Genomic DNA, 26,904 nt, shown 5'->3' with positions numbered 1-26,904 from the left:
GCGACACGCGACGTCCCGTCGCACACCCCTCGATGGTGACGATCATCTCTGACCGGAATACCCGACTGTTCTCCGACGGTTAGCCGATGTAAGTATCGCCCCCGTCTGGAAAGAGTCGAATCAGTGAAGTTGTTTTCTCCGTTGACGCTAGGTGCCCTCGACCTCGAGAACAGGCTTGTGATGGCTCCGCTCACGCGGGTGCGGTCCGGGCGTGACGGAGTTCCCGGCCCGCTGGTGGTCGAGCACTACCGTCAGCGTTCCTCGCTCGGTCTGATCGTCACCGAAGGCACGTATCCGTCGCACGCGGGTCAGGGATTCCCCGGCCAACCCGGCCTCGTCACGCCCGAGCAGATCGACGGCTGGAAGAATGTCGCCGACGCCGTGCACGCCGAGGGTGGTCTGATCGTTGCTCAGGTCATGCACGCAGGCCGTGTCACGCACGAGGCGACAACAGGCGGCTACGAGGTCGTCGCCCCGAGCGCGATCGCCATCGACGGTGAGACACGGACCTACGACGGGAAGAAGCCGTACCCCGTGCCTCGCGCCCTGACGACCGACGAACTTCCTTCGGTGATCGAGGAATTCGTCCAAGGAGCCAAGAACGCCATCGCAGCAGGATTGGACGGCGTCGAGATTCACTCCGCCAACGGTTACCTGCTGCACGAGTTCCTTTCGCCCGCATCGAATCAGCGTGACGATGCCTACGGCGGCACACCCGAGAACCGCGCGAAGTTCGTCGTGGAGGTCGCGCAAGCGGTCGCCGACGCCATCGGAGCCGACCGGGTCGGGATTCGAATCTCGCCCGAGCACAACATTCAGGATGCGCTCGAAACCGACCGCGACGACGTACACGCGACTTACGCCGCCCTGGTGAAGGGGATCGCTCCGCTGGGTCTGGCGTTCCTGAGTGTGCTGCACAAGGATCCGTCGGGTGAGCTCGTCCAGGATCTGCGCCGCACCTTCGGCGGTCCTGTTCTCGTCAACAGTGGATTCGGCGAAATCACCAGCAGGGACGAAGCTCTGTCGCTGGTCGACGACGGATTCGGCGACGCTGTCGTGGTCGGCCGTCCCGCCATCGCCAACCCGGATCTGGCCCGCCGATGGAAGGAAGACCTTCCACTGAACACTCCGGACCAGAGCACCTTCTACTCGGACGGTGCAGAGGGATACACCGACTACCCGGCACTACAACACTGAAACGACCTGGGGGGAGGAGCACCCGTTCCTCCTCCCAGGTTTGCGCTGGGACTGGACGTGCCTTGCAACGGATGTGTCGCAAGGTATTCGGGTGCCGTCGCGCCGCTAGGACAGCTCGCGTCGCACGAGGTCGGTCCCGGCAACGAGCGTGCGCATCTTTTCTCGCGCGACCCGTCGATCGAGAGGCGCCATACCGCAATTGGTGCTCGGATACAGTTTGTCCGCGTCGACGAACGGGAGGGCGCGTCGAAGGGTGGCGGCGACTTCCTCGGGCGTCTCGATGGTGCTACTCGCAACATCGATCGCTCCCAGCATGACTTTCTTGCCCCGAAGCAATTCGATCACGTCGACCGGTACCCGCGAATTGTGGCTCTCCAGCGACACGATGTCGATCGAAGACTGCAGCAGCAGTGGAAACGACTGCTCGTATTGACGCCACTCTGCCCCGAGCGTCGCCTTCCAATCGGTGTTGGCCTTGATGCCGTACCCGTAGCAGATGTGCACGGCAGTCTCGCAGCTCAACCCGTCCGTGGCACGCTCGAGCATCGCCACGCCCCAGTCCTTCAGTTCATCGAAGAACACGTTGAACGCAGGCTCGTCGATCTGGATGATGTCCACGCCTGCCGCTTCCAGGTCCTTCGCTTCCTGATTCAGCGCCGTCGCGAACTCCCACGCAAGCTTTTCGCGGCTCTTGTAGTGGTCGTCGCAGAGTGTGTCGACCATTGTCATCGGACCGGGCAGGGCCCACTTGATCGGCTGGTCGGTTGTCGCTCTGAGGCGGGCGGCGTCGTCGGCGAACACAGGCCTTTCGCGGCTGACTTCGCCGATTACCGTTGGAACACTTGCGTCGTAGCGGTCTCGAATTCGCACGGTCTCGCGTCGATCGAAGTCGACGCCGCTGAGGTGCTCGATGAACGTGGTCACAAAGTGTTGACGGGTTTGTTCACCGTCGCTGACTATGTCGAGCCCGGCTTGCTTTTGCTCGAGCGCCGCAAGGGTTTGGGCGTCGAGTTTCCCTTCGCGCAGTTCGCCGTCTCGCAACTTCCATGGGGACCACAGCTTTCCGGGCTCGGATAGCCAGGAGGGCTTGGGCAGGCTACCGACGATCGAGGTGGGTAGGAGGGTGTTCATCTCTGGTACCTTTCGGTTCTGCGGGCTCAGGCCGTCTGCGCGAAAGCCCACCGTTCGAGAACGGTGCCGTACGGTTCGATGAGATTCACCTCGGTGAACTTTCCTTGGGTGGCTGCGAGGCCGGTGCGCTCGACACGGTCGTAACTCACCTGTGGCAGTGAGTAGTTGCCGTTGTCGAGACTGGGCCGATATACCTGCGCCGCTGCGGTATTCGAATTGTAGATCTCGGGACGGTAGATCTTCTGAAACGTTTCCATCGTCGCGATCGTTCCTGCAAGCGCGAGAAACGAGTAGTCGTTGAGCAAGTCACCACGGTGGTAGAAGGCAAGTGGAGCGGCGGAACCGCGAGGCATGAAGTATCGCGCGCGGAGCCCCATCTTCTCGAAGTACCGGTCGGTGAGCGACTGCTCGTCCGCCACGTACTCCACCCCGAGAATCGGATGGTGATTGGAAAGACGGCGGTACGTCATGGACGTCGACACACTGATGCAGATGACCGGCGGCTGCGAGAATCGTTCGCGATACTCGTCCGACTCGACGAAACGCTGGAACACCTGCCCGTGCAGGTCGCCGAAGTCGCTGGGAATTCCCGTTGCTCGGTGCCCCTGGAGCCGAACACTGAAATCGTAATCACGAATGTACGAGGAAAAGTTGTTCCCGACGATTCCCTCGGTGCGGGATCCGGTCGTGACGTCGACGATGTCGACATCGAGCACTTCGATCACCGGGAATGCGGATCCATCCCCGGCCGACGCGAGATGCAGGTCGACGGAAACGATGTCGAGGTCGAGGCTGTAGCGGTCACCACGTGGGTTGTCCCAGTGCACCAACTCGTTGACACGGGTATTCATCATCGTCACCGCATTGCGCAGATTCTGTCGGCGACCCTCGCCCCGTGCGAGATTGGCGAAATTCGTCGTACTGCGCGAGCTGGTCGACGGTGTGTAGTCCTCGTCGAAGCGTGTCGTATCGATGCTGAAGGCACAGTCGTTCGTCATTGTGGAGAGTTGCCCCGATCATGTGCGGTAACTACAGCGACGAGGGCGTCGCCGCACGGCTGATTGCTTGGTTCTGTGCAGCACTTCGGCCCACCGCATCCTCGTGCCCCAGATGGACTCTCGGGCCGAGATACTCGAAGATCGGGGGCGCAAAGTGACGCGAAAATGAGTGTAGACAGACCGACCGTCATAGGCTAATTGCTTCGAACGATAGCTGGATATAGCGAATGGCTATCCCAGAAGATCGACTCCGAATCCTGAGACGACGTCGCGCATCTCCAGCACGAATCGCCGGGCCTGAGCGGTCAAGGACACCGAGGCATGACCGATCCAACCGATCTCGATTCGTTCGTCCACGTCCAAAGGTACGGCGACGATGGACGGATCGAGATCGTCCGAGACGATGCCGGTAGAGATCGTGTATCCAGCCAGACTGATCATGAGGTTGAAGATGGTCGCCCGATCACTCACCCGGATGTCCTGCTTCGACGAACGGGTGGAGAGGATCTCTTCAGCCAGGTAAAAGGAGTTGTTGGCGCCCTGGTCGAAGGTGAGCCGGGGCAGATCCTCCAGATCACTCAGCGTCACGCTCGTTCGTTCTGCGAGCGGATTCGTGCGGGCGACGAAAATGTGCGGCGACGCCAGAAACAGCGGCGTGAACACCAGTCCGGCTTCGCGAATCAACTTGTCGATCACGTTTGCGTTGAACTCGTTGCGATACAGCACACCGAGCTCACTTCGCAGTGTGCGAACGTCCTCGATGATGTCCCACGTACGGGTCTCGCGAAGAGTGAACGCATATTCTGCCGCTTCGGATGCCTTCACCATCCGGGCAAAGGCGTCGACGACGAACGAGTAGTGCTGAGTCGACACGGCCAGCAGCCGCCGAGAGGGTCCGCGGCCCAGATAGCGTTGTTCCAGGAGCTCTGCTTGCTCGACCACTTGACGCGCATAGCCTAGGAATTCCGCCCCGTCCTCGGTGAGCGTCACGCCGCGGGTCGAGCGAAGGAAGAGCGTACGCCCTACGCGATTCTCGATGTCTTTCAATGCGGACGACAGGGTCGGTTGCGCGACGTAGAGAAGGTCGGCCGCGGCACTGATGGATCCCTCGGCGGCCACTTCCACGAAGTACCGCAACTGCTGAAGGGTGATTCCCCGCGCCGTCCCTGCGATGCCACGCGCCATAGCGAGAACTTATCGCATTGGTACACGATGCGGACGCTGGTGCTGGAGTCCCGCCGAGTTCGTGTCCGTGAGCTCGATCGTGTCGTCGGATCGCATGAGGGTTCCGGGTGAGTCCGGAACTGCACCGACGGACCGGCTGCGTCGCCGTATGTGCGGGTATCGGTCGAGCTGGGCGAGGAATGCGGTCATCGATTCCACCGGGTTGCCGTACTGTTCGCCGGTCGACGTTACTGCGGCCCGGCTTCCCACCCCGAATCCGCGACCAGCCGGTCGTAGAACTTTCGACGTCGATTGTTCGAACCGTTCACCGGCTGCTGTGCCGACTTTCCCCAGCGACCATTCGAATTCGATTCTTTCGAATCCGCTGCATGACCAGTGTTGCCGTCGAACTTGATTGGGGATTCGCACGCAGGTCAGCGTTCGGCTGCCTCGGCAAGTTTCGGCGCGAGCTCTCCGACGGCCCAGGTCAACGACAGCGGTGAGGGGAACGCCAATGCGAAAGGCAGGCCCTCGGATTTCGGAACGGTGACGACGGCTCCTCGCTCGACGGCTGGAATCTGTCCCCACAGCGGTTGTGTGTCGAGGATTGCTGCATCCTCGGCCGTGTCGGGAATGACCCACAGGAGGTCGGCGTCGAGTAGTGGCACGTTCTCCCAGCTGACCTGGCCCTTTCCTCCGTCGCATTCGACGGTCTTGGCGTAGACGCTGAGCGCGAGACCGAGGTCGCTCATGGTCCTGGCCATGTTGTCCTCATCCGAGCACAGGATGTACACACCGTCCTCGGCCGGGGAGATGATGGCGTTGAACGTCTTTCCCTCCAGTGCGGGATTGTCGTTGTGCGCGGCTGCAATTGCGTTCTCGGCGTCGGCGATGGCGGCGTCGGCCTCCGATTCCCGGTTCAAGGCCTTCTCGACTTTGCGCTGGTAGTCCTGCCACGGGTCGGCGTTGGTAGCGGTGTCGAAATGCACCACCGGGGCCACCGAGCTCAGTGGGCCGTACGTCTGTTCGGTCAGTCCCCAGAACGCGGTGCCGACCAGCAGGTCGGGAGTCAGGGCTGCGATGGGTTCGATCTCGGCGTCGGTGGTTGCCGCGATCGTCGGGATCCCGTCGGCGTAGAGCCCCTGCTGCCACGGGTAGACGCCGGCGCCGCCGGTAGCGGAGTCCGATTGTGTCAGTTCAGGAATGGCAATCGGGGATGCACCCACTGCAAGCACGAAGTCGGCGTCGGTTGCGGACAGTGGAAGCACTCTCTGGGGCACGGAATCGATGGTCGATTCGCCCAGTGGTCCCGTCACGGTGACCGGGTACCCGTCGGAGGGGGCAGCCGTAGCGTCCTCGCCGGACGACGATCACCCGGTGAGAACAAGGGCGGCGCTCAGTGCGCTCGCGAACAGAACGGTCTGCTTACTCACTTCTGCAGGCTAACTCACCACGCGCGGCCGCAACAGGCCTACGTTCGGTGACTGGAATCAGGGTCCGATCGGTGCGGTCTTCTGAATCTTCAACTCGCGCACGGGTACGCCGTCACTCCAGGTTCCGTTGTCACGCCGCTGCGGGGTGTCTCCCACTGCGTATTCGGCTTCGGCTCCGGTGTAGGCGTAGTTGCGAGCTGCGTCCCACAGCTGCCACAGTTTGAAATCGTAGGCGTCGGGCGGGTTGGGCGCCGGGATGAACTGGTTGCCGACGAGGGCGCCGCCGTTGGACACTCCGTGTTTCGACGAGAGCGCGGGGGAGCCGCGGTCATCGTCGTACGACAGAATCAGGTCCTTGTTCGCCTCGGGTATCTGCCCGAGCCTGGGGAAGATCGCGTTGCAGCTCGAGTCTTGCTTGCCCTGTTCTCCGATGACGCCTGACTCGCCGACGTAGCACTGAAAGACGGTGTCGGCCGGGATGCCGCTCAGATCGTCGTCGAGTGCGGGCTCGCCTACGCCGGCAAATCCACCGTCGTGTGGATCGTCGAGAAAGATCGCTTTCGGTTCCGGGAGTCCGAGTTCGCGGTACCGGTTGCTGATGTTGGTGGTGATGATTCCGCCGAAGGAATGGCCGAAGTAGCTGACGCGGCTCAGGTCCGGTTGAACGTGGGCGGGGTTGGTCGTGAGGAAGTCGAGTGCGCCTTTGATTCCGGCCGTCGCCGACGCGATGCAGGGTTCGATGAAGAACGGTCCGGGGCATGCGGTAGCTGCAGTCGTCTGGTAGCGCGGGTAGACGACGATGTTGCCTTGCTCGACGGTGTGCTCGATGAGGGAGCGGTGTGCCTCGTATCCGTCGAATTCGAAGTAGCCGTGGGTGATGACAGCGACGGGTGCGTTCGATGGGGTCGGTGTCGAGGGTTCGAAGACGTACCAGGCGTCGCTGCCGATGCCGCCGCTCGAGACCGTGTAGTCGAGGTTCGAGTAGTCCGAACTACCCGGGCCTGTCTGTGCTTGGCCGGGCTGCGTTACCGAAACCTCAGGCACTTCGGCGAATGCAGACGGAGCTGCGAACACCAGGATCCCCAGTGCGGCAGCCACAACGGACACAGCGCGCAGGGACCGTCGGCGTATCGGCTGCAGCTGGCGCTGCACATTTTCGAACGTGCTCATGATGTGTGTCCTCACCGATATCAGATGAAGGCGGCGATCTCGGCGCGGCTGGACGCCCCGAGTTCGAGAGTTTGCTTCACCAAAGCCATGGACAGGTCTCGCATTCGATCGAAGTCGATTTTGTCGACCGTGGACATGCCCACGTTGAGTAGGTAATACGGGCCGGTGATGTAGTTCGACACGGGGAGGTTCGCAACGCTGTAGATGTACGTGCCTTCGCCGGGGAAGTACAGGGGAGGACGCTGCACGGTCCGTAGGGGAGCGAGATCCGGGTTGACGTTCACCGCACTGTCGGGGCCGCCGAACTTGTTGGGTAGGAACGCGCGTGAGACGCCTGCAGGTGAGGCGTCGGCTCGCCGGATCATCGATGCGGCGGCCTCGACCTGTGCGCGCCCTCCGGAGGAGAAGTAGATTCCGGGCTCGTGCATGCCGGTGGCTCGCACGTCACCGTCGGGGGTAGGTAAGTATTCGAGCGCGCCGAGGTGCTCGACCGTCACCGTCGCGGTGATACGCGGAACGAGATCGGTGTAGTGGCGGGCCAGGAAACCGAGAGTTCCGACGCCGTCGTGGAAGTGGCCGCTGGCCAACAGGATCAGGATTGTCCGCGGGCGCGACTCGATCGGCAAGCGAGCGAGATATTGTGCTGCACTGAGGATTCCGTACTGCCCGTTCTCCTCCAGGCCGTTCGTTCCGTCGGTGTGCGTGTGGAGCATGGTGATCTCGTCGGACATGCCGGGAATGACGCCGACGATGTTGTTGGTTTCGACGTCGGCGATATCGGCTTGGAGCACGATCGTGCCCTGTGCCCCTCCGGCAGCTCGCGCTTTCAGTTGTGCGCCGGTGTCGCGGTCGACGTACAAGCTGGGGAAGTCACGGAAGATGCCGTCGTAGGGAAAATACTGTCCGGTTGCCCAGTGTTCGTTCAGGTCCAGAACGCCGATGGACCCGACGGCGCCGAGTGTCGCCAGCTGCTCCAGGCGATCGGGGACGCCGTTGAACCACGGCCGCTTGTAGAAATCGAGGTCCGACAATTCGGCGTCCGGATCGTAGATTCCACCCGGGTACTGCAGCGCACGAAACGCTGCGATCGGTATCGAAGTCAGTGGCACGTCGTAGACGGCGATCTTGCCGTCGAGTCGTGGCGCACCGAGCGGGTTCGACAGGGTCTGCTCGTCCACGTAGACGAGAGGTCCGGTTACTCCCTCGGGGCCGGTGGCCCCGCTGTACGGGACGTAGGACGGTACGGGTACCGAGACGCCGTCGATGGCCAGTGCCCAGTCGGTCGCCAACCACCGTGTGATCTTTACGCTCTCGAAGTGGACATCGCACACTCCGGCAGCCGCCAACTCGCCTGCGAGGGTGTCGACATAGCGTTCGTGTTCTTCGGAACCGGTTGCGCGCAAACCGATGTCGTCCAAGGTCTGGCCCCACGCGCGGAACTGGTCGACCGAGATGAATTGGTTCGGATCCACCGTTTGCGCCGCCGCGGCGTCGAGCGCGGAGCTGGGCCAAGCGAAGGCGCCGGTCACTCCAGGGCCACCGCCGGCACGTGCGAGTGCGGGCGCGAACATCGCCCCGGCCGCAACGGCGCCGACGCCGAACAAGAGATTCCGTCGGCTGATCGAAGCCCCGTGGGGAGAGTGTTGTGCCATGTGTTCGAGCCTTCCGGTTGGCCGGTCGGTTCCGCGGAAGGAAGTGCCGGGCCCCTGGGTGGTGCCGACGGCGTGCTCATCGGCGTGATGAGCTCACGGTAGCCGGACGGCAGGCCAAAAATCAACGATTTCCGAAAAAGTGTCGATTTTTGCGGCAATCGATTGCCGGTCACCCCGGGATGGTGCCCAAAGCGCGCTCGAACACAACGGTGAGGGTCTCCACCAATCGGTCGACGTCGCCATCGGAGGCATCGCGTTCGGAGCAACTCTGCGCTGCCGAGAGCAGCATCCCGAACAGCGCCCGAGCGAGGTCGAGCGGCGTCGGAGGTCCCGGAAGCATTGCGCCGGAACGTCGTGCGTGCTCGATGGTCTCCGCCACCTCGGCGAGGATGTCCTCCGTCACGCCGTGCCAGAACTCGCGCAGGTCCGCGTCTTCGGCTGTGTGCTCGGCCATCGCCCGCAGCGCGGGCCCGGACCGACGCCATCTGTCGATATATCCGGCGATCGCAGAACGCAGGTCTTCGACGGTTCCGTCGGCGCCGAGTCCGAAGCCCTTCGTCGCCTGGCGGATGTCGTCTCCGACCCGCTGGGCAAGAGCGCGGACGACGGCATCCTTCGACTCGAAGTAGAAGTAGAAGGTCGACCTGGAGATGTCGGCGCCTTTGGTCAGGTCGCCGACCGTGATCGATCCGAGGGGCTTGACGAACAGCAGACCCCACGCGGTCTGCAGGATCGCGGCTTCGCGGCGGTCGCCTTTGCTGGGCTCACGCGCGCGTGTCGCGGCAGGTTCCGGCAGTCGAGGCGTCAAGGTCACTGGTCGACTCACTCCTCGGCGATTTCGTCGGTGGTACCTGACGTTCGAACGTCGACTCTACCGAAACGCGTCATGTCGTCCGTTCAGGGTGCGCTGGGGCGTTGCGTCAGGACCGTTTGCTGTATCGCTCGTCGATCATCTGCTTTCCCGCCGGGTTGACCTCGGCGAGAACGAGCCCGGCGAGCCGGCCGAGTTCGAGCGCTTGGTCCGATCCGAGAGTGTCGATGAACAGTTGCCGCACCAGGCCGACGTGGCCGGGTGCGGCGTGTTCGACCGCCGACATCCCTTCGTCGGTGAGTACTACTTCGGTCTGCCTGCCGTTCTCTGCCATGGGTTGTCGGCGAACCCATCCGTGTTTCTCCATCTTGGTCAGTGCGTGCGACAACCTCGACAGGGAACCGGTGACAAAGGCTGCCAGATCGGTCATCCCGATTGTGCGATCGGGTGATTCGGACAATCCTGCGAGCACCATGTAGTCGAAACTGTTGATGGACGATTCTTTTTTGAGCTGTGCACTGAGTAGCTGCGGAAGCGATTCGGTCAGGCCGATGACCGACAGCCATGCCCGTACTTCGTCACGGTTGAGCCACGGGTTGTCGTCTGTCATGGCTCCATGATAGATCACTTGAAATTTCAAACATCGACCCGTACTCTTCGTGTGTCACTTGAAATTTCAAACGAAGGCTGAACATGAACGTTGTCTTGTGGGTACTGGCGAGTCTGCTGGCTGTGGTTTTTCTTGCCGCCGGCGGATCGAAGATCGTAGGTAAGCGCGAGCAGATGATCGAGAAGACCCCGTATGTGGCAGATCTGCCTCAGAATGCCGTTCGCGGTATCGGCGTTGTGGAGGTGCTGGGCGCGCTCGGGTTGATCCTTCCCGCGCTCACCGGACTGCCCGATCCTCTGGTGCCGTGGGCTGCAACGGGGCTGACGGTGGTCATGCTCGGTGCGGTGGTCGTGCATCTTCGGCGCGGCGACGGTGTTCCCGCCGCGGCGCCGGGCCTTGTGTTGGCGATCCTCTCGGCGTTCGTGGCGTGGGGGAGATTCGGACCCTACGGCTTCTGACCGCAAGTAACTCTGCCCAGGCGTCGAACCGAATCTGAGTTCATCGCCTGCCGAACGTACACAAGCAGCGAGGAAGTTCTTTCATGACAAGAGATCCGATGAAATTCGAGGTCGGTTTGGATTCGTTCGGTGAGATCGCGACCGAGGATGACAAACAGCTCTCCGATGCCGGGACCATCCGACTTCTGATCGAAGAAGCACGGCTTGCGGAGTCTGTTGGGCTCGATGTGTTCAGTATGGGCGAGCATTACCGCGAGGGCCATACCGACGCCGCGACCCCGGTGTTGCTCGCAGGTATTGCAGCATCGACCACACGCATCAAACTGGGGACTGCGGTCACTGTGCTCAGCACCAACGATCCTGTGCGTCTGTATCAATCCTTCGCCACCGTCGACGCAATATCCAATGGGCGAGCCGAGATCGTTCTCGGTCGCGGGAGCTCGAAGGAGTCGTTCCCGCTGTTCGGATACGACCTCGCCGAGTACGAAGAGTTGTTCGACGAGCGCCTCGAGCTTTTCATGCGCCTCCAGCGCGAGGAGCAGGTCACCTGGTCGGGCCGCTATCGGCCGGCTCTGGTCGACGAGCGTGTGCATCCTCGGATGCCGGTCGGCGGGATTCCGACGTGGATCGGTGTGGGAGGAAGTCCGGCGTCGGTGATACGAGCTGCCAAATACGGCCTTCCACTGCTGATGGCGATCATCGGCGGGCGCCCCGAGCGGTTTGCTTCCAACGTCGAACTCTACGAGCGGGCGTTGAAGCAGTTCGGCCACCCGCAGCTGCCCATCGGCCAGCACGCCATCGGTTTGGTCGCCGAGACCGACGAGGAAGCACGTGAACTGTGGTGGATGTACTGGAAACCGCTCGTGGAGGAACTGCAACGTGAACGTGGCTTCTACGCGCCGACTCGTGAACGGTACGAGTCAGAATTGGAAGAAGGGGCGCTGTACGTCGGGTCGCCGGAGACCGTGGCGCAGAAAATCGCGAGAAGTGCCCGTGCGCTGCACCTCTCGCGCTTCGATCTCAAGTACGACATTCTTCACTTGCCCCGGGGTGCACGCGCGCAGACCATCGAACTCCTCGGCCGGGAAGTCGCCCCGCGTGTCCGCGAGCTTCTGCGTACCGCTCCTGCTGAGGTATCGGCTACCCGATGACGCCTTCGACCATCGGCATTCTGGGCGCCGGCAAAGTGGGCACAGTTCTCGCCCGCCTCGCGGTCGCGGCGGGCGACATCGTCGTTCTCGCAGTGCCCCTGGGCAAGTACACCAGCGTTCCGGTCGACGAGCTTCGCGGCACACTCGTAGTCGACGCGATGAACTACTGGTGGGAGAACGACGGTATCCGAGACGACCTGGCGACTCCCGACGGATCCACGAGTGAGCTGGTTCAGCGCATTCTCACGGAATCACGAGTCGTCAAGGCGTTCAATCACATGGGGTATCACGATCTGGACGATGAGGCCCGACCGCACGGAGCGATCGGCCGCAAGGCGATCGCTGTAGCAGGTGATGTAGCTCGGGATGTCGGTCCCATCGTCGTCGGAACTCCGCTGGGATTTTGACCGAACCGGAGTCGGATCGTAGCCTTGTAGGTCTCGGTGCTCTCACACAGCGCTGATCGTCGATCGATCCAGGATGGTCGGGATGACGCCGCCGCGTAGCAACAGTTGCTCGTCCTGTTCCGTCTCGACGGCGATTGCGACATCGAATTCGAGTGTCGAGCCGTTCGTCCGGACCAGTCTCACCGTCGCGGTCCGGGTGTGAAGATTTTCTGCTCTGGCATCGACGACGATGCGATCGCCGGGTACGCACGTCGCGAGGACTTCCGCTGCCTCGGCCGGAACGATCAACGGAAGGACACCGACACCGATGAGGTTCGACCGGTGGATGCGTTCGAAGCTACGGGCAAGGACGGCCCGAACTCCAAGTATGCGAACGACTTTCGCTGCCCAGTCTCGCGAGGAGCCCATTCCGTAGCGTTCGCCGGCAACGATCACCACGGAAGCACCGTCGTCGGCGTAGCGCTGTGCCGCCGCCATGAGGGGCATCAGATCCCCGCTCGGGGAGTGCACTGTATGTGCGATGGGCGCGCCGGGAGCCAACGCATTGCGGACGTTTCGATTGTGAAAAGCGCCGCGCAACATGAGCTCCCAGTTTCCTCGGCGCGATGCGAAGACGTTGAGGTCGTTGCGCGGAACCCCGCGATCGACCAGGTATTCCGCGGCCGCGCTGTTCTTCGGAATGGCGCTCGCGGGCGAGATGTGGTCGGTCGTGATGTCGTCACCGAGGACCATCAACGGGTGCGAACTGAATTCGCCCAGGACGCTGTCAGCGAACGCTGCTTCGGCGAAGGGCGACGGGCGCAGTGCTGTCGACGAGGGATCCCACGGAAACAGCGGCCCTGTCGGCGCCTTGATTGCGTCCCACAAGGTGTTCTTCGACGCAGCAGCGAAGTCGTCGACAACGTCTCGAGGGCGGCGGGCGAGGGCGAGGACACGGTCGATTTCGGCGGCATCGGGCCAGATGTCCTCGAGACGAACTGGATTGCCACCGCTGTCGAGTCCCAACGGTTCGGTGGTCAGGTCGATCGAGGCGTCGCCGGCGAGAGCGTACGCGATCACCAACGGCGGCGACATCAACAGTCCGAGTTCGAGATCGGGGTGTACCCGGCCCGGGAAGTTTCTGTTGCCGGACAGCACCGCGACCAGCGCGCGGCTGCCCGTATCGACGGCATCGGCAGTGGCTGCGAGCAGACCACCCGAATTTCCGATGCACGTCGCGCACCAGTAACCGACGATGTCGAAACCGACGTGGGACAGGTCGTCGAGCAGTCCTGCTCTGTCGAGAATGCTGGCAGCGGATGGGGAGCCGGGGGCCAAGGATGTCTTGACCCACGCCGGCACGACAAGGCCCAGCAGGCGTGCTCTTCTGGCGAGCAAACCTGCGGCGATCAGCAGTCGTGGGTCGGATGTGTTGGTGCAACTGGTGATCGATGCAATGGCTACGGGAAAGTCGGGGAGAGCGCCACCGTCGTTCCGTGGTGGTGTTCCCTCCGCCCGGATCGCGTCCCGCGCCGCGGAGAGCGGAATCAGATCCTGTGGGCGGCGTGGGCCGGCCACCGATGTTTCGATGAGTGAAAGATCGATGGAAATGGTTCGCGTGTACTCGGGTTCGGCATCCGGGTCGAACCACAGTCCCGACGCCCGGAGGGCGGTTTCGACGAGATAGCCGTGTTGTTCGGTTCTACCGGTATCCGCGAAGTAGCCCAGCGCATGCTCGTCGACTGGAAAGAAGCCTGTGGTTGCGCCGTACTCGGGGGCCATGTTCGCCACGACAGAGCGGTCTCCGACGGTCAAGGACGAGACCCCAGGCCCGTAGAATTCGACGAACTCCCCGGTCACCCCGATAGCTCGAAGTCGGTGGGTCACCGTCAACGCGAGGTCGGTGGCCATGACCCCCGAAGGCATCGCGCCGGTCAACCGCACGCCGACGACGTCGGGGATCTGCAGTGTGGTGGGCATTCCGAACATCACCGATTGGGCTTCGAGTCCCCCGATTCCCCAAGCCAGGACGCCGAGACCGTTGATCATCGGCGTGTGGCTGTCCGTTCCGAGCATCATGTCCGGTACCGCCCACTCGACGCCGTCCCGATGTTCGACGGTTATCACTGTGGCGAGTTGTTCGAGATTGATCGTGTGCATGATGCCCGTGCCGGGTCGGTTGATGTGCACCGTCTTCATCGCGCCCGACGCCCAAGCGAGGAAGCGGTACCGTTCGCCGTTGCGCCGCATGTCGTGCGCGAGGTTGATCGACGCGGCATCGGTGTCGGCGAAAGCTTCCACGGCCAAGGAGTGGTCGACCGAAACCTCCACCGGTAGAACCGGACTCAATGTGGACGGGTCTCCGCCGCGGGATGCCACGACGTCGCGCATCGCGGCGATGTCGACCAACGCTGGTGTACTTGTGGTGTCGTGCATCATCAGACGGCCGGGTAGAAACGGGATCTCGGCACTGCTCGATCGGCCGTCCAACCATGACCGAAGGTCGGCGAGTGCCCGCGTCGAGACCTCGGCCGGTGCCGTGCGGAGCACGTTCTCGGCCAGTAGGCGCAGCACGACCGGCCACCGACGGTAGATGTCCGGTCCGACGGTCGCTTGGACATCGACGATGTTCAGGGTCCGGCCGTCGGCATCGGTGACCGCGGACGTGGAGAAGGAGCGCATGCAGACACTATAGGTTATAACCTGTTTTTCCGAAGCTGGATGCTATATTCGCCGAGCGAGAGTTCGCTGTTCCGTCGTGCGATCGAAGAGGGCAACCGGATGAGTTATCCCGACACCGCGTTCACCAAGAACGACTACGCGTATGCGCAGCTGAGGACTCGAATCCTCACCGGAGACTTGGCGGCCGGCTCGGTCATCGGGCAAGCAAAATTGGCGGCGGAGCTCGGCGTCAGCACCACGCCTCTGCGCGAAGCGATACGACGGCTTGCCGCCGAGGGCATGATCGACCTCGAGGCGCACCGAGATGCTCGGGTGACGTCGGTGTCGGCCGAGGAAGCTCGGCATCTCTATCAGGTGCGGGAAAGTCTGGACCCGCTCGCGACTTCGCTGGCAGCACTCAATCGCACGAACTCCGACATCGCCAAGATCGAGTTCGCGCTCAGTCGCCTCGAGCCCATCACCGACGCGGGAGACCTGGAAGCCCTGCTACGGCATCGCGAATTCCACCGTTCCGTCTACTGCGCGTCGGGCAACCCGGTCCTGGTCGACATACTGGAGCGACTGTGGGACAAGGCCGACCGGTACCGGCTGGTCGGCCTACGGCACGGTGGCGATTCCAAGCGTGATCGATCGAGGGTCGAATCGGAACATACCGCCATCTACGAGGCAGTCGCAGCCGGAGATGCCGACGCGGCGTCGCAGCGCATGTCCGAGCATATTCGCCACAGTCTGGGGCGTCGGGCAATCGTCGCACTCGGTGATACGTCGTCTGTGTGAGTGAATGTGGCCGGGTCCCACTCTTGTGACCCGATTAGATCGATCTGGCGAGTGTGCTGGACATCACTGCATATAGGTTATAACCTGCAACCTGAGAACGTCGTCTGGCGTTCCGTCGCAGAACCGATCGAGGTGTGCTCGTTGAAATCCCCGGACAATCCCGACGAACCGGCCGAGGCTACAGGTTCTCCCGAGCGCCCACGTCGTGTGTCGAAGGTCGGTCGACGTGCCTTTGCCGCGGTGGGAATCGTGGCCGCTGTTGCGATCGTCGCGGTTGGCGTCGTCGATGCGGCGTCGAGCGGCGGGGGAGCGGACGCCCGTTCTCAGCTGACCCTCATCGCTCCCGCTGCTGCCGGTGGTGGCTGGGATGGAGCTGCGCGCGAGGCGCAGCAGGCGCTGCGCGCTCAGGGCATCGTCAACAACACGCAGGTCGTCAACATCCCGGGCGCGGGCGGCACCATCGGACTCAGTCAATTCACCGGCATGGCAGGTGATTCGGCGACCATGATGGTCATGGGCATCACGATGCTCGGCGCTATCAACATCAACGGCTCCGATGTGGATCTCGGAGACGTCACCCCGATCGCCCGGTTGGCCGACGACTACGACGTCGTGGTCGTCCCCGCGGATTCGCCGATCCAGACTCTCGACGATCTGATGGTCGAGTGGCGCGCCGACCCCGACCGGTTCGCCTTCGGCGGCGGTTCTCTCGGCAGTGTGGACCAGATGATCATCAGTCGCATGGCCCAGGAGAACGACATCGACCCGGCCGGAGTCAATTACATTGCCTACTCAGGCGGCGGCGAGCTCGCTACCTCGCTCATGTCGGGAACGATCAAGGCGTCCGTCAGCGGGTACGAGGACTTCGTCGATCAGATCGAGGCGGGAAACCTCAGGGCTCTTGCGATTTCCGCTCCCGAACCGGTGGACAGCATCGACTTACCCACACTGATCGAGTTGGGTTACGACGTCTCCCTCACCAACTGGCGGGGCATCGTGGCTCCTCCCGGCATCACCGAAGAGCAACGCACCGAGCTCGAAGCGATTGTCACCGAGATGGTCGAGACACCGGAGTGGCGAGACGCCCTCGAGCGAAACCGTTGGACCGACACCTTTGCTGCCGGCGAGGAATTCGCGGCCGGGCTTCGGTCCGAAACCGAATTCGTCGACGGCATCTGGGCCGACCTCGGCTACTGACTCCTACCTCCCTCGAAAGGAACACACCGTGAGCGTTCTCGTCGCTTACTCGGACACTCCCGAAGGCCGGGCCGCGCTACGGCACGGACATCGGCTCGCGAACTCGGAAGAGACCGACCTGGTCGCGTTCGATCTGGACAATTTCACCACCAACGAGGACCGCAGCATCGACGCGCCCGTCGTCGGCTTCGACGACGAGCGCACTGTTCGGTGGATCGGCCGACACCGCGACGACCCCGACGCCGCAGACGAACTGCTCGATACGTCCGAAGAGATCGGCGCACAGATGATCGTCCTCGGAATCCGACGCCGCTCCGCCGTCGGAAAACTTCTTCTGGGTTCCAACGCCCAACGCATCCTCATGGGCGCCGACGTTCCAGTACTGGCAGTGAAGGCCGAGCAACATGACCACTGATCACGCAGGCGCCCGGCCTGACGTCAACACAACCGATCACGACCTCGGCCCGACGCGTGGTCGAAGCGGACTCGTCGTTGCCGCGCTGGTGTTCGCTTTGGCTGTGTACCTCACCTACGGAATCCTGACGATGGAGGTGCCAGGGAGTGCGGCCACGCCTGGGCCCGCGTTCTTCCCCGTCATCATCGCTGTGTGCGCTTACGTGCTTGCCATCGTGCTGACGATTCAGATGCTTCGCACCCCGGAAGGTCCGGACTCGGAACTGCTGTATCCCGGGAAGTCTCGTTACAAGACTCAGAGTGACTGGAAGTCGCTGGGAACGACGCTTCTCGCCTTTCTGGCATTCACGGCGCTGCTCGTGCCCGTCGGGTGGATCCTCTCTGCAGCCCTGCTGTTCTGGCTGGTCGCTCGCGCCATGGGCAGCCCACGGCCGGTCATGGATCTGGGAATCGCTTTCGTCTTCTCGTGCGCAGTGCAGGCGTTCTTCTCGGCCGGCCTCGACCTGAATCTTCCGGCAGGCGTTCTGGAGGGAATCCTCTGATGGAGAGCCTCGAACTGTTGATGGGCGGCTTCGCCCAAGCGTTGACTCCGATGAACCTGTTGTGGGTGTTCATCGGAGCGTTCCTCGGAACCGCAGTCGGCGTCCTTCCCGGCCTCGGATCTGCAATGGCCGTCGCGCTGCTGCTCCCCGTCACGTTCACCCTCGACCCGACCGGCGCGTTCATCATGTTCGCCGGCGTCTATTTCGGTGGCCTCTTCGGCGACTCCACCATGGGAATTCTGATGAACACCCCCGGTGGATCGACCGCGATCGCCACGACCTTCGAAGGTCACCGAATGGCCAAGCGTGGCCGTGCCCCGCAGGCATTGGCGACCTCCGCTATCGGCGCCTTCATCGGCGGCCTCATCGCTACGACTCTGGTGGTGTTCTTCGCGCCCTCGCTGGCTGATCTCGCCGTCAACTTCGGGCCGGCGGAGTATTTCGCCCTCGCCATCTTCGCGTTCATGGCCGTGGCGTCGGTGGTCTCCGAATCGGTGACGAAAGGCCTCGCTGCCCTGCTGATCGGGCTCGCGTTCGCCGTCGTCGGAATCGACGGTATCTCCGGAACGCAGCGGTTCACGCTCGGTGTTCCGGAACTGTTCGACGGTGTCAGCATCATCGTCATCACGGTCGGGATCCTCGCTCTCGGCGAGGTCTTCTACGTCGCGTCGCGCATTCACCGAACGAAGGCTCCCGAGATGGGAACCGTCACCGGTCGACCGTTTCTCTCTCGCGGTGAATTCCGGGAAGCGCTGCCCGCGTGGCTTCGTGGGACGAGTTTCGGAGTTCCGTTCGGTGTGATCCCGGTCGGCGGCGCCGAAGTGCCGACGTTCATGGCGTACAGCGCCGAGCGGCGTCTCGACCGCAGACGGAGAGACCCGCAGTTCGGCAAGGGAGCGATCCGCGGCGTCGCCGCACCCGAGGCCGCAGGCAACGCAACCTCCGGCACAGCTATGGGGGCGCTCCTCGCAATGGGCCTACCGACGTCGGCGACCGCGGCGATCATGCTCGCAGCGTTCCAGCAGTACGGCCTACAGCCCGGACCGCTACTGTTCGAGCGCAATTCCGAGCTCGTCTGGGCTCTGCTGGCCAGCCTGTTCGTCGGACTGCTGATGCTGCTGATCCTGAATCTACCGTTCGCCCCGATCTGGGCGAAGCTACTGTTGATTCCCCGGCCCTACCTGTATGCGGGCATCACGGTGTTCTGTGCGCTCGGTGTCTATGCCACGTCCGCGGCCGTCACCGACCTCCTCCTCGTGTTCGGGATCGGATTCGTCGGATTCTTGATGCGGCGCTACGGCTTTCCGCTTGCACCGGTGATGATCGGCGTGGTCCTCGGCCCGCTGGCCGAAACCAGCTTGCGCAACGCCATGATGTCGAGCGGTGGGAATGCGTCGATTCTCGTCGGGAGCCCGATCACCTGGGTGCTCTACGGTGTGCTCGCGATCGTGTTGCTGTACACAGCGATCAACCGGGTGCGTGCACGTACGCGGATCGATACCTGAGTCGATCACCTTTCTCTCCGATGGAGCCGAAACGGGCACGCACGAGGCCGTCCGGTTTCCATCTGTCCGACACCATTTTCGAATCCGACACGGGAGCACGCGTTTCGATGTCCAGAATCAAGGTTCACGGCACCATCGCCGAGCTCGACGGCGACGAGATGGCACGCGTCATGTGGGAATCCATCAAGGACACGCTCGTTCGTCCGTACCTCGACATCGATCTCGAGTACTACGATCTGGGGATCGGCAACCGTGACCGTACCGAGGACCAGGTGACGCTCGATGCCGCCCGTGCGATCGCACGGCACGGCGTCGGCGTCAAGTGCGCAACGATCACTCCCGACGAGGCGCGGGTTCGAGAGCTCGGTCTGAAGAAGATGTGGCGTTCGCCCAATGGGACCATCAGAAATATACTCGGCGGAACGATCTTTCGGTCTCCGATCATCATCTCGAACGTGCCGCGCCTGGTCCCCGGTTGGACCGAACCCATCGTCATCGGGCGTCACGCCTTCGGTGATCAGTACCGAGCAGTGGACTTCGCGGTGCCGGGTCCAGGCACCGTCACCATCACCTACACCCCCGACGACGGAGGTGAACCGGTCCAGCACGAGTTGGTGCGGTTCACCGACGAAAGCCTCGGTGGTGTGGTGCAGGGGCAGTACAACTTCACCCAATCGATCACCGACTTCGCGCGGGCTACGCTCAACTACGGTGTGCAGCAGAACTACCCGGTTTACTTGTCGACCAAGAACACGGTTCTCAAGGCGTACGACGGACACTTCAAGGACATCTTCGACCATGTCTTCGAGACCGAATTCAAGGCCACGTTCGACGCGGCGGGTCTGATGTACGAGCACCGTCTGATCGACGACATGGTGGCATCTTCTCTCAAGTGGAAGGGTGGATACGTGTGGGCGTGCAAGAACTACGACGGGGACGTGCAATCCGACATCGTGGCCCAGGGCTTCGGGTCGCCGGGGTTGATGACGTCGGTCCTGTTGTCTCCCGATGGGAAGACATGTCTCACCGAAGCGGCCCACGGAACTGTTCGCCGACATTTCGCCCGACACCGAGGGGGTGAGACGATGTCGACGAACCCGATCGCGTCGATCTTCGCGTGGAGCCGAGCGCTCGAACACCGTGGGAAACTGGACGGAACCCGCGAGGTCGTCGGCTTCGCTCGAATGCTCGAGGACGTCGTGGTCACGACGGTGGAAAGTGGCCGGATGACCAAGGACCTCGCCGTGCTCTGCGCAGACGATCACGCATCTTTGTCGACCGACCAGTTCCTCGGCACAGTCGGCGACACCTTGCGTTCTCGCACGGCGACGTCTTGACCGCGAGACTTGGGCGTGCGACTCCTGCGCCGGCCTGTTCTCGGCATTCGATCGCTTTTCGGACCATGGCCACGGGGGTCATCCTCGGCGTTCTGCGTCCGCTGCCCAACGCCCGAGCGCGTCGATCGCCGTGCGCAGGGCATGTCCGCGTTCGGTGAGTGCGTAGGCTCGTGTGTTGTGCTTCAACGGAAGACGGGTCAACACGCCTGCTGCTTCGAGTTCGCGCAGACGGGTCGCGAGCATGTTCGTCGGCGTTCCGAGATCGCGCTGGAGATCGCCGTAGCGTTGCGGCCCGTCGAGCAGTCGCTCCACGATCAGTAAAGCCCACCGAGCGCCGACGACGTCGAGCGCTGCGGCCAGGTCGCTCACGCGGGCGAGTCGACGTCCGGCTTCATCCAGAACGGGGAGTAGTGATAGCCGTCGGGATCGTCGAACTGGCGCTGGTACATGAACGGGTAGTCGTCGGTGTCACCGATTCGACCACCGGCGGCGCCTGCACGTTCGACGAGTTCGTCGACGGCCTCGCGGCTGGCGAGGTCGAAGGAAACGGTGACCTTCGACGGGGTGTCCGGCCCGCCGATCAAATCCTCGGTACCTCCGACGCTTGCGTACATCTCGCGGCTGCCGAGCATGACGTACTGCCCGGGCGTGATCGCGAAGCACGAGACGTTGTGGTCGGACATCTCTGCGTTGAGGGTCCAGCCGAGGGCGGTGTAGAAGGTGGTGGCGCGCTCGACGTCGTCGACGGGGCAGGTGATGAACAGGCTCATGCGAGCACACTTGCAAAATACAAGTACGCTGTCAAGGGTGCTATCGGTTTCTGCGGTTGCGTCAGAGAGGTGAGCGGGCGGATCCGGCTGAACCGCAGTGCTCGGTCGAGGTGTGCGGGCCGGTGGATCGAGACTCCGATGCGCCCGAAGATACGTTGGGGTCGTCGACGGTGGTCAGATCTCGACCCTGGGTTTCGGGTGTGAAGAACGTCGTCGCTGGGCACGGACAGAAGACGTGCGTGCGTCGGACGTTGCGTGGCGAGTGGGCGGTGACGAACTCGCCGTCGCGGTTCTCAGCGCGGACACCGACGACGACGTCGCGGCGCTCGCCGAACGAGACGACCAGCGGTTCGAACGGTCATGCGAAAAGCGTGCGGGAGGCTCGAAGATCGTGATACCGGGCAGCCGGTAGTGGACGAGTAACGAGACCTTCAATGTTTTCGCCTCCGATGTGCACCAGAGTTCTTCTTGTCGAACAAGTCGCCGGATGACCGGCTCAACTCGAAAGAAGAACACCATGAGCGCAACTCCTCGTCCCGATCTTCAACTCTCGCATGCGGTGGTCACCGCCGACGTCACTGCGCCGCTCGACTTCGTCGATATCGAGCAGTGGCTCAAAACCCTTCCCACGCATGAGTATCAGCGCTGCGCACCCGGGGATCACAAGGCCGCCGGTTACACCGTCGACGACGACGGCACCCCGATGTCGATCAATGTCGAGATGATCGGCACCGGTCTCGTCATCCAGCAGTACCGTTTCGAGGTCGCCAGCAGGCACTACTGCAAGATGGTCTCGATCTCCGACGTCTTCTCGGCAGCCGGATGGACCACCACTCAGGTGATCTGGGAGCTCGGCATCGAACAACTGGACGGCGACAATCTGCGCTACATCAACACGGTCACCTCGCACCCCACCGAGGAATTCCTCGAGTTCATCACTTCGAGCGGACAGACCTTCGAAGACGCCGCAGCAGCGCGGCAGAAGGCGTCGGGGCAGCACTGCGAACTCGAAACCCCGCACTACGCCCAGAGCATCGCCAACTTCGCCAAGGCTCGTGCGGCTGAAGCCGTCGTGGCGGGCAACGCCGGGTAGCATGCACATACGTCAACGGACCCGATCATCAACGGATCCAATCGTCGACGGCCCTGCATACGTCGGCCGAGGACTCGATCGGCGCCAGGTGTCCGACGCCGTCGAGTGTGATCACGGCCGGTTCGCCCGGTAGCGATTGCCGAAGCCGGGTTGCTTGCTCCACCGGTATCCAGGGATCATCGGTGCCCCAGCCGATTCGAGTCCGACAGCGAACTTCCGCCAGTTTGCGGACCAAGGGCTGGGTGTGGTCGGGGCGCAGGGCGGCGATCTGTCGGTAGAACCCGGGCTGTCCGACCTCCCCGAGCCAGGGCCCGGTCAGGGTGTCGAGCCATTCGGAACTCAGCGGCCGCCGGGCAGCACCGGCGATGTATTCGCGCACGAGCGCAGCGTGCAATGGTGCGGGAAGCGCGCCGAACACGTCGGTGTGCTCGGCGACGAGCTTGAAGAATGGCGACCCCCAGGGGTCCAGTGTGACGATGTCCCAAAGAAACAACGATGCATAGTCGACGCCATGCAGTACATGTGCACCGAGTGCGACCGCGCCGCCGATGTCGTGGGCGATGACGTGCGGACGGTTCACGCCCCACAGTGACAGCAGCCGAGCCAATCTCGACATCTGGGTGTCGAGATCGACTGCCGCGTCCAGGGTTCCGGACCGGCCGTAGCCCGGCATGTCCCAGAGGTGAACCCGATGATCCCGGCTCAGGTGGTGGGCGACGCCTGCCCATACTGCTGCAGACCACGGCGTCCCATGGCAGATGACCACATCGCCGACGGCTTCTGTCGGCGGTTCGAGCACGTACGTCGCGATCGAGACTCCATCCACGACGACTGTCTCGGGTTGCGGCAACGTGCCGTCAGGAGTCTCCACGGGTGTCCTGTTCTCGTCCGCCGAATACGCCCGCGCGTGCCGCTGCTGCTGTTGCTCGCACTGCTCGGTCGGCGTCTGCTGCATCGAGTGGCTTCGTGGTGGTCAGGAATTGGTAGTACAGCGGTGCCGACAGATATCGAACGACTTCGGCGGCGTCGGTGTCGGAAGGCAGGTCGCCACGTTCGACGGCGTCGATCACTGCGGCCGCCCACTCCGACACTCGCGTTCGATAGAAATCCGCCAATGCCTGCTTGGTGTCCGCGTCGTGCGTCGAGGCGGCGATGAGCGCGGAGAATAGTCTGCCGGTGCGGTGATCGGTCAGGGTTTTCACGACCAGGTCGGCGTTTGCCGACAGGTCGGCAGTGAAATCGCCTGTCCGCGTTGCACTGACCGATCGAGCAGCCATGTCGTCGAGAAGGTCCGACACCAATGCTTGCGGAGATCCCCATCGTCGATACACCGTCGTCTTGCCTACCTTCGCGGCGTCGGCGACGGCGGGGAGCTCTACACCGGCGAACCCGTACTCGATCAGCGCATCCTCGGTGGCTGCGAGCACTGCGCGGCGCACAAGGGCGGTGCGGCCGCCCGGGCGCGCTGTCGCGGTTGCGGGCTTGCCTTTCGTCGCAACGGTCATGGTGCCCGATCGTACGGCATTGCAGCCACTAACGGTACTGCAGTTCCGTTTTGTTGCGAACCGTTGTATGGTCTTAACGGAAATGCAGTCCCGTTAGAAAGGTTCGATATGAGGTATCGACGAGTTGGAAGCTCCGATTTGGTGGTGTCCGAGTACGGTTTCGGCGCCGCCACGTTCGGCGGACGCGGTGATTTCTTCGGAGCGTGGGGGACTACCGACGTCGACGCCGCCCGTGAACTGGTCGATCAGTGCCTCGACGCCGGCGTGAACCTGTTCGACACCGCGGACGTCTACTCGGACGGTGCATCCGAGGAGGTTCTCGGTGCCGCGCTTCGTGGACGACGGGACAAGGTCGTGATCTCCACCAAGGCAGCGCTCCCGACCGGGGACGGTGCCGGCGATTACGGCACCTCGCGTCGGCGACTCGTTCAGGCGGTGGAATCGGCGCTACGCCGACTGGGAACCGATCGGATCGACCTGTTCCAGCTCCACGCCTACGACGCCTCGACGCCGATGGAGGAAGTCGTCGACGTACTCGACGAGCTGGTCCGGAGCGGCAAGATTCTGTACACGGGGGTGTCGAACTTCTCGGGATGGCAGCTGATGAAGATGCTGTCGACCGCCGACGAGCGTGGAGCTGCACGGCCGGTGGCTCACCAGGTGTACTACTCGCTGATCGGTCGGGACTACGAGTGGGAACTGATGCCGCTCGCGGTCGAAGAGCGAGTCGGGGCGATCGTATGGAGCCCATTGGGGTGGGGTCGAATGACTGGACGTGTCCGCCGTGGTGTCCCGCTCCCGTCGTCCAGCAGGCTGCACGCCACCGCCTCTGCCGGGCCGCCGGTCGACGACGAGCGCCTCTACCGCGTCGTCGACGCGCTGGATCGCGTTGCGCACGACACCGCCAAAACCGTTGCGCAAGTGGCCCTGAACTGGCTGAGCGATCGGCACAGTGTCTCCAGCGTGATCATCGGCGCGCGCAACCGGGAACAACTCAACGAGAACCTCGGAGCTGCCGGATGGTCGCTGAGTGCTCCGCATCGCGAGTTGCTCGACAACGTCTCCGACACCGACGCGCCGTACCCCTATTTCCCGTACTACCGGCAGGACGGATTCGCGCGTCTGAATCCACCGCTGTACCCGGCGGTGGCTCGGGATTGTTCCTGAAACGTCGGTACCGATGAATTCCGTGCTGGTTCGAAGTCGGAACTCACGAGAATGTCACCGTGAACGGAGGAACAGTATGAACGCAATGCGACGCACGATAGCCAACGTCTCCCTGACTCTGGATGGACGAATCACCGGCCCCGGGGGTAACGACGATATGGAGTGGGTAATACCCCACGCGTTCAGCGACGCCATTCGGGAATCTTTGGTCGATACCGTTTCCGGGGCCGACGCAGTTCTTGTCGGGCGCACCAATTACGACGGTTTCAGGTCGGTGTGGCCAGCTGTTGCCGAAGACCCGGACGCCGACGACCGGGACCGAGCATTTTCCACGTGGCTCAACGGTGTTCGGAAGATCTTGTTCTCGCACACGGACGCGAATGCGGATTGGACCAACACCGAACGGCGAGAATGCAGCCCGGTCGACGTCGTACGAGAGCTACGCTCCGAACCTGGCGGTGACATACTGATCTTGGCGAGCATCAGCATCATTCACGAGCTGCTCGACGCAGGTGAACTGGACCGACTCGTCGTGTCGTTGATGCCCGAGCTGGTGGGAGGAGGGCGGCGATTCCTCGACCTCGGCGACGTGTCGCGCAGTCGGTGGCGGCTGACCGACCACGCCGTCGGCGACACTGGGGCGATATCGTTGTGTTACGACCGCGTCGATTGTTGACACCTTCCGAATTCACCGATCTTGGAAGGGTGGCTCGTCAGGCCAAGTCCTCGGGCCTGATTTTCAGTTTTTCCGAAATGCGTGCCAGGGCTTGCTGATCCTCGTCTGTCAGTGGGTCCAGCACGAACTGTCGAACGGCAGCGACGTGTGTCGGGGCTGCGGCGACGACGACGTCGTAGCCTTCCTGGGTCAGTGCGGCCGTGGTGTAACGACCGTCTTCGGGGTCGGGTGAGCGTTCGACCCACCCTTTGTGCTCGAATCGCTTGACCACGTTGGACAAGCGTGACAACGATCCGTTTGCCAGATACGCGAGTTCGCTCATTCGAATTCGCCGATCCTGCGCCTCGGAGATGTGGCTGAGGGTCAGGTAATCGAAGAGAGTCAAGCCCGCCTCCTGCTGGAGTGGTGCCTCGAGCCGTCCGGGCATCAGCAGGACGAGCGAGACAAGGCCAGTCCATGCTTCCTTTTCCGACGCGGTGAGCCACAGCGACTGCTTGCCGTCGCTCTCACCCGAAATCTCCATCTGCGCCATCCGCTCACCATACCGATCGGGCCCCGTCGGCCATTTGACTTCAAGCGTGAAGTGATGCACTGTGGAAATTGACTTCAAGATTGAAGTCAATACACATGCGAAAGGTCGAATCGTGACTACACCTCAGTTCTTCGCCACCCCGGGTTACGGAGACACTCAGCTGACGAACATGCACTACAACCAGGCCGTTCGCATCGGCAACCGCGTCGAGATCTCCGGGCAGGGCGGGTGGGACGACGAGTTCAACTTCCCTTCCGATCTCGAGGAAGAGATCGTCGCGGCATTCGACAACGTCGAACGCACATTGCAGCAGGCAGGTGCCACGTGGCGCGACGTCGTGTCCGTCGACTCTTTCCACGTGCCCGAGGTTGCGGGATACATCGGCGAGACCCACGGACGGGTGATGGTGGAGCAGATGCGTCGACGTATGGGCGACCGTGCACCGATCTGGACCGAAATCGGTGTGCAGGCCTTGGGAGCCTACGGAATGCGTGTGGAAATCCGTGTGGCCGCAATCCTGGACGAGGACCCGGCGCGGTGAGCTGA

The 26,904-nt window shown here is 62.8% G+C and carries 29 protein-coding genes; 15 read left to right on the top strand and 14 right to left on the bottom strand.

Going from position 1 to position 26,904, the window contains the following annotated elements:
• The first annotated feature begins 123 nt into the window (after window positions 1–123).
• The gene (locus tag CH290_RS26565) at window positions 124–1,197 is read left to right on the top strand and encodes an alkene reductase (RefSeq protein ID WP_019663366.1); all 1,074 of its coding nucleotides are present in this window, start codon (window positions 124–126) and stop codon (window positions 1,195–1,197) included.
• A 105-nt stretch (window positions 1,198–1,302) separates the two neighbouring features.
• On the opposite strand, the gene CH290_RS26560 is transcribed toward CH290_RS26565, so the two are convergent.
• From CH290_RS26560 to CH290_RS26520, 8 genes are all read right to left on the bottom strand, one after another.
• Window positions 1,303–2,328 (bottom strand): methionine synthase, encoded by a 1,026-nt coding sequence (locus CH290_RS26560; RefSeq protein ID WP_170947558.1) that lies wholly within the window; start codon window positions 2,326–2,328, stop codon window positions 1,303–1,305.
• Window positions 2,329–2,354: 26 nt separating this feature from the next.
• Entirely contained in the window at window positions 2,355–3,326 is a 972-nt protein-coding gene (locus tag CH290_RS26555) for a putative oxygenase MesX (RefSeq protein ID WP_033189790.1), read from the bottom strand.
• 231 nt (window positions 3,327–3,557) lie between these two features.
• Window positions 3,558–4,511, bottom strand: coding sequence for a LysR family transcriptional regulator (locus CH290_RS26550; protein ID WP_019663369.1), 954 nt, complete (start codon window positions 4,509–4,511; stop codon window positions 3,558–3,560).
• Window positions 4,512–4,924: 413 nt separating this feature from the next.
• Window positions 4,925–5,806, bottom strand: coding sequence for an ABC transporter substrate-binding protein (locus CH290_RS26540; protein WP_094620712.1), 882 nt, complete (start codon window positions 5,804–5,806; stop codon window positions 4,925–4,927).
• A gap of 174 nt (window positions 5,807–5,980) precedes the next feature.
• On the bottom strand, window positions 5,981–7,093 hold the full coding sequence (locus tag CH290_RS26535; RefSeq protein ID WP_033189792.1) for an alpha/beta hydrolase family protein: 1,113 nt from the start codon (window positions 7,091–7,093) through the stop codon (window positions 5,981–5,983).
• Between the two features lie 20 nt (window positions 7,094–7,113).
• On the bottom strand, window positions 7,114–8,745 hold the full coding sequence (locus CH290_RS26530; protein WP_141216238.1) for a zinc-binding metallopeptidase family protein: 1,632 nt from the start codon (window positions 8,743–8,745) through the stop codon (window positions 7,114–7,116).
• A 169-nt stretch (window positions 8,746–8,914) separates the two neighbouring features.
• Complete coding sequence (locus CH290_RS30985) at window positions 8,915–9,559, bottom strand: TetR/AcrR family transcriptional regulator (protein WP_052083196.1); 645 nt, start codon at window positions 9,557–9,559, stop codon at window positions 8,915–8,917.
• Between the two features lie 106 nt (window positions 9,560–9,665).
• Window positions 9,666–10,166, bottom strand: coding sequence for a MarR family winged helix-turn-helix transcriptional regulator (locus tag CH290_RS26520; RefSeq protein ID WP_033189793.1), 501 nt, complete (start codon window positions 10,164–10,166; stop codon window positions 9,666–9,668).
• An 83-nt stretch (window positions 10,167–10,249) separates the two neighbouring features.
• Here CH290_RS26520 and CH290_RS26515 point away from each other — a divergent pair, with 83 nt between their 5' ends.
• From CH290_RS26515 to CH290_RS26505, 3 genes are all read left to right on the top strand, one after another.
• A complete protein-coding gene (locus CH290_RS26515) occupies window positions 10,250–10,624 on the top strand; it encodes a DoxX family protein (protein WP_033189794.1) in 375 nt (124 codons plus the stop codon).
• A gap of 83 nt (window positions 10,625–10,707) precedes the next feature.
• Window positions 10,708–11,775: an LLM class flavin-dependent oxidoreductase gene (locus tag CH290_RS26510; RefSeq protein ID WP_080748756.1), complete on the top strand. Its 1,068-nt coding sequence runs from the start codon at window positions 10,708–10,710 to the stop codon at window positions 11,773–11,775.
• A complete protein-coding gene (locus tag CH290_RS26505) occupies window positions 11,772–12,182 on the top strand; it encodes an NADPH-dependent F420 reductase (protein WP_052083197.1) in 411 nt (136 codons plus the stop codon). Before CH290_RS26510 ends, CH290_RS26505 begins: the two co-directional genes overlap by 4 nt.
• Before the next feature lie 42 nt (window positions 12,183–12,224).
• Here the strand turns inward: CH290_RS26505 and acnA are convergent, their stop codons facing one another.
• Window positions 12,225–14,843, bottom strand: a complete 2,619-nt coding sequence (acnA, locus tag CH290_RS26500) for an aconitate hydratase AcnA (protein WP_033189795.1) — start codon at window positions 14,841–14,843, stop codon at window positions 12,225–12,227.
• 99 nt (window positions 14,844–14,942) lie between these two features.
• Between acnA and CH290_RS26495 the strand changes: the two genes are divergently transcribed.
• From CH290_RS26495 to CH290_RS26470, 6 genes are all read left to right on the top strand, one after another.
• Window positions 14,943–15,620: a GntR family transcriptional regulator gene (locus CH290_RS26495; RefSeq protein ID WP_033189963.1), complete on the top strand. Its 678-nt coding sequence runs from the start codon at window positions 14,943–14,945 to the stop codon at window positions 15,618–15,620.
• 207 nt (window positions 15,621–15,827) lie between these two features.
• A complete protein-coding gene (locus CH290_RS26490; RefSeq protein ID WP_033189964.1) occupies window positions 15,828–16,817 on the top strand; it encodes a Bug family tripartite tricarboxylate transporter substrate binding protein in 990 nt (329 codons plus the stop codon).
• Between the two features lie 28 nt (window positions 16,818–16,845).
• Window positions 16,846–17,232, top strand: a complete 387-nt coding sequence (locus CH290_RS26485) for a universal stress protein (protein WP_033189796.1) — start codon at window positions 16,846–16,848, stop codon at window positions 17,230–17,232.
• A complete protein-coding gene (locus tag CH290_RS26480; RefSeq protein WP_033189797.1) occupies window positions 17,222–17,773 on the top strand; it encodes a tripartite tricarboxylate transporter TctB family protein in 552 nt (183 codons plus the stop codon). The genes CH290_RS26485 and CH290_RS26480 overlap by 11 nt, the downstream gene beginning before the upstream one ends.
• The gene (locus tag CH290_RS26475) at window positions 17,773–19,278 is read left to right on the top strand and encodes a tripartite tricarboxylate transporter permease (protein WP_033189798.1); all 1,506 of its coding nucleotides are present in this window, start codon (window positions 17,773–17,775) and stop codon (window positions 19,276–19,278) included. Before CH290_RS26480 ends, CH290_RS26475 begins: the two co-directional genes overlap by 1 nt.
• Before the next feature lie 107 nt (window positions 19,279–19,385).
• The gene (locus CH290_RS26470) at window positions 19,386–20,615 is read left to right on the top strand and encodes an NADP-dependent isocitrate dehydrogenase (RefSeq protein WP_033189965.1); all 1,230 of its coding nucleotides are present in this window, start codon (window positions 19,386–19,388) and stop codon (window positions 20,613–20,615) included.
• A 78-nt stretch (window positions 20,616–20,693) separates the two neighbouring features.
• Here CH290_RS26470 and CH290_RS26465 read toward each other — a convergent pair whose 3' ends face one another.
• Together CH290_RS26465 and CH290_RS26460 are read right to left on the bottom strand one after the other, a co-directional pair.
• Complete coding sequence (locus CH290_RS26465) at window positions 20,694–20,984, bottom strand: winged helix-turn-helix transcriptional regulator (RefSeq protein WP_019663370.1); 291 nt, start codon at window positions 20,982–20,984, stop codon at window positions 20,694–20,696.
• The gene (locus tag CH290_RS26460) at window positions 20,981–21,385 is read right to left on the bottom strand and encodes a VOC family protein (RefSeq protein ID WP_033189799.1); all 405 of its coding nucleotides are present in this window, start codon (window positions 21,383–21,385) and stop codon (window positions 20,981–20,983) included. Before CH290_RS26460 ends, CH290_RS26465 begins: the two co-directional genes overlap by 4 nt.
• A 235-nt stretch (window positions 21,386–21,620) precedes the next feature.
• Here CH290_RS26460 and CH290_RS30405 point away from each other — a divergent pair, with 235 nt between their 5' ends.
• Both CH290_RS30405 and CH290_RS26455 read left to right on the top strand, forming a co-directional pair.
• On the top strand, window positions 21,621–21,797 hold the full coding sequence (locus CH290_RS30405) for a hypothetical protein (RefSeq protein ID WP_155295542.1): 177 nt from the start codon (window positions 21,621–21,623) through the stop codon (window positions 21,795–21,797).
• Window positions 21,798–21,902: 105 nt separating this feature from the next.
• The gene (locus CH290_RS26455; protein ID WP_033189966.1) at window positions 21,903–22,478 is read left to right on the top strand and encodes a hypothetical protein; all 576 of its coding nucleotides are present in this window, start codon (window positions 21,903–21,905) and stop codon (window positions 22,476–22,478) included.
• Window positions 22,479–22,506: 28 nt separating this feature from the next.
• Here CH290_RS26455 and CH290_RS26450 read toward each other — a convergent pair whose 3' ends face one another.
• Window positions 22,507–23,349 (bottom strand): alpha/beta fold hydrolase, encoded by an 843-nt coding sequence (locus CH290_RS26450; RefSeq protein ID WP_033189800.1) that lies wholly within the window; start codon window positions 23,347–23,349, stop codon window positions 22,507–22,509.
• The gene (locus CH290_RS26445) at window positions 23,336–23,983 is read right to left on the bottom strand and encodes a TetR-like C-terminal domain-containing protein (protein WP_033189801.1); all 648 of its coding nucleotides are present in this window, start codon (window positions 23,981–23,983) and stop codon (window positions 23,336–23,338) included. The genes CH290_RS26450 and CH290_RS26445 overlap by 14 nt, the downstream gene beginning before the upstream one ends.
• A 108-nt stretch (window positions 23,984–24,091) precedes the next feature.
• Between CH290_RS26445 and CH290_RS26440 the strand changes: the two genes are divergently transcribed.
• Both CH290_RS26440 and CH290_RS26435 read left to right on the top strand, forming a co-directional pair.
• Window positions 24,092–25,150 (top strand): aldo/keto reductase, encoded by a 1,059-nt coding sequence (locus CH290_RS26440; protein ID WP_033189802.1) that lies wholly within the window; start codon window positions 24,092–24,094, stop codon window positions 25,148–25,150.
• 76 nt (window positions 25,151–25,226) lie between these two features.
• Window positions 25,227–25,826, top strand: coding sequence for a dihydrofolate reductase family protein (locus CH290_RS26435; protein ID WP_033189803.1), 600 nt, complete (start codon window positions 25,227–25,229; stop codon window positions 25,824–25,826).
• A gap of 37 nt (window positions 25,827–25,863) precedes the next feature.
• On the opposite strand, the gene CH290_RS26430 is transcribed toward CH290_RS26435, so the two are convergent.
• Window positions 25,864–26,358 (bottom strand): MarR family winged helix-turn-helix transcriptional regulator, encoded by a 495-nt coding sequence (locus CH290_RS26430; protein ID WP_019663377.1) that lies wholly within the window; start codon window positions 26,356–26,358, stop codon window positions 25,864–25,866.
• Window positions 26,359–26,470: 112 nt separating this feature from the next.
• Here CH290_RS26430 and CH290_RS26425 point away from each other — a divergent pair, with 112 nt between their 5' ends.
• Complete coding sequence (locus tag CH290_RS26425; RefSeq protein ID WP_020111284.1) at window positions 26,471–26,899, top strand: Rid family hydrolase; 429 nt, start codon at window positions 26,471–26,473, stop codon at window positions 26,897–26,899.
• Window positions 26,900–26,904 lie beyond the last annotated feature (5 nt).

It is taken from the genome of Rhodococcus sp. 06-156-4 (assembly GCF_002259345.1).
GTDB classification, from domain to species: Bacteria; Actinomycetota; Actinomycetes; order Mycobacteriales; family Mycobacteriaceae; genus Rhodococcoides; species Rhodococcoides fascians_E.
This window is presented reverse-complemented; position numbering and strand designations above follow the sequence as displayed.

What these genes read in the sequence shown, in the direction of transcription:
- CH290_RS26560 (WP_170947558.1), bottom strand. Translation starts at nt 2,328, where the DNA reads ATGAACACCCTCCTACCCACCTCGATCGTCGGTAGCCTGCCCAAGCCC.
- CH290_RS26555 (WP_033189790.1), bottom strand. Translation starts at nt 3,326, where the DNA reads ATGACGAACGACTGTGCCTTCAGCATCGATACGACACGCTTCGACGAG.
- CH290_RS26550 (WP_019663369.1), bottom strand. Translation starts at nt 4,511, where the DNA reads ATGGCGCGTGGCATCGCAGGGACGGCGCGGGGAATCACCCTTCAGCAG.
- CH290_RS26535 (WP_033189792.1), bottom strand. Translation starts at nt 7,093, where the DNA reads ATGAGCACGTTCGAAAATGTGCAGCGCCAGCTGCAGCCGATACGCCGA.
- CH290_RS26530 (WP_141216238.1), bottom strand. Translation starts at nt 8,745, where the DNA reads ATGGCACAACACTCTCCCCACGGGGCTTCGATCAGCCGACGGAATCTC.
- CH290_RS26520 (WP_033189793.1), bottom strand. Translation starts at nt 10,166, where the DNA reads ATGACAGACGACAACCCGTGGCTCAACCGTGACGAAGTACGGGCATGG.
- CH290_RS26515 (WP_033189794.1), top strand. Translation starts at nt 10,250, where the DNA reads ATGAACGTTGTCTTGTGGGTACTGGCGAGTCTGCTGGCTGTGGTTTTT.
- CH290_RS26510 (WP_080748756.1), top strand. Translation starts at nt 10,708, where the DNA reads ATGACAAGAGATCCGATGAAATTCGAGGTCGGTTTGGATTCGTTCGGT.
- CH290_RS26505 (WP_052083197.1), top strand. Translation starts at nt 11,772, where the DNA reads ATGACGCCTTCGACCATCGGCATTCTGGGCGCCGGCAAAGTGGGCACA.
- acnA (WP_033189795.1), bottom strand. Translation starts at nt 14,843, where the DNA reads ATGCGCTCCTTCTCCACGTCCGCGGTCACCGATGCCGACGGCCGGACC.
- CH290_RS26495 (WP_033189963.1), top strand. Translation starts at nt 14,943, where the DNA reads ATGAGTTATCCCGACACCGCGTTCACCAAGAACGACTACGCGTATGCG.
- CH290_RS26480 (WP_033189797.1), top strand. Translation starts at nt 17,222, where the DNA reads ATGACCACTGATCACGCAGGCGCCCGGCCTGACGTCAACACAACCGAT.
- CH290_RS26475 (WP_033189798.1), top strand. Translation starts at nt 17,773, where the DNA reads ATGGAGAGCCTCGAACTGTTGATGGGCGGCTTCGCCCAAGCGTTGACT.
- CH290_RS26470 (WP_033189965.1), top strand. Translation starts at nt 19,386, where the DNA reads ATGTCCAGAATCAAGGTTCACGGCACCATCGCCGAGCTCGACGGCGAC.
- CH290_RS26460 (WP_033189799.1), bottom strand. Translation starts at nt 21,385, where the DNA reads ATGAGCCTGTTCATCACCTGCCCCGTCGACGACGTCGAGCGCGCCACC.
- CH290_RS26455 (WP_033189966.1), top strand. Translation starts at nt 21,903, where the DNA reads ATGAGCGCAACTCCTCGTCCCGATCTTCAACTCTCGCATGCGGTGGTC.
- CH290_RS26445 (WP_033189801.1), bottom strand. Translation starts at nt 23,983, where the DNA reads ATGACCGTTGCGACGAAAGGCAAGCCCGCAACCGCGACAGCGCGCCCG.
- CH290_RS26440 (WP_033189802.1), top strand. Translation starts at nt 24,092, where the DNA reads ATGAGGTATCGACGAGTTGGAAGCTCCGATTTGGTGGTGTCCGAGTAC.
- CH290_RS26435 (WP_033189803.1), top strand. Translation starts at nt 25,227, where the DNA reads ATGAACGCAATGCGACGCACGATAGCCAACGTCTCCCTGACTCTGGAT.
- CH290_RS26430 (WP_019663377.1), bottom strand. Translation starts at nt 26,358, where the DNA reads ATGGCGCAGATGGAGATTTCGGGTGAGAGCGACGGCAAGCAGTCGCTG.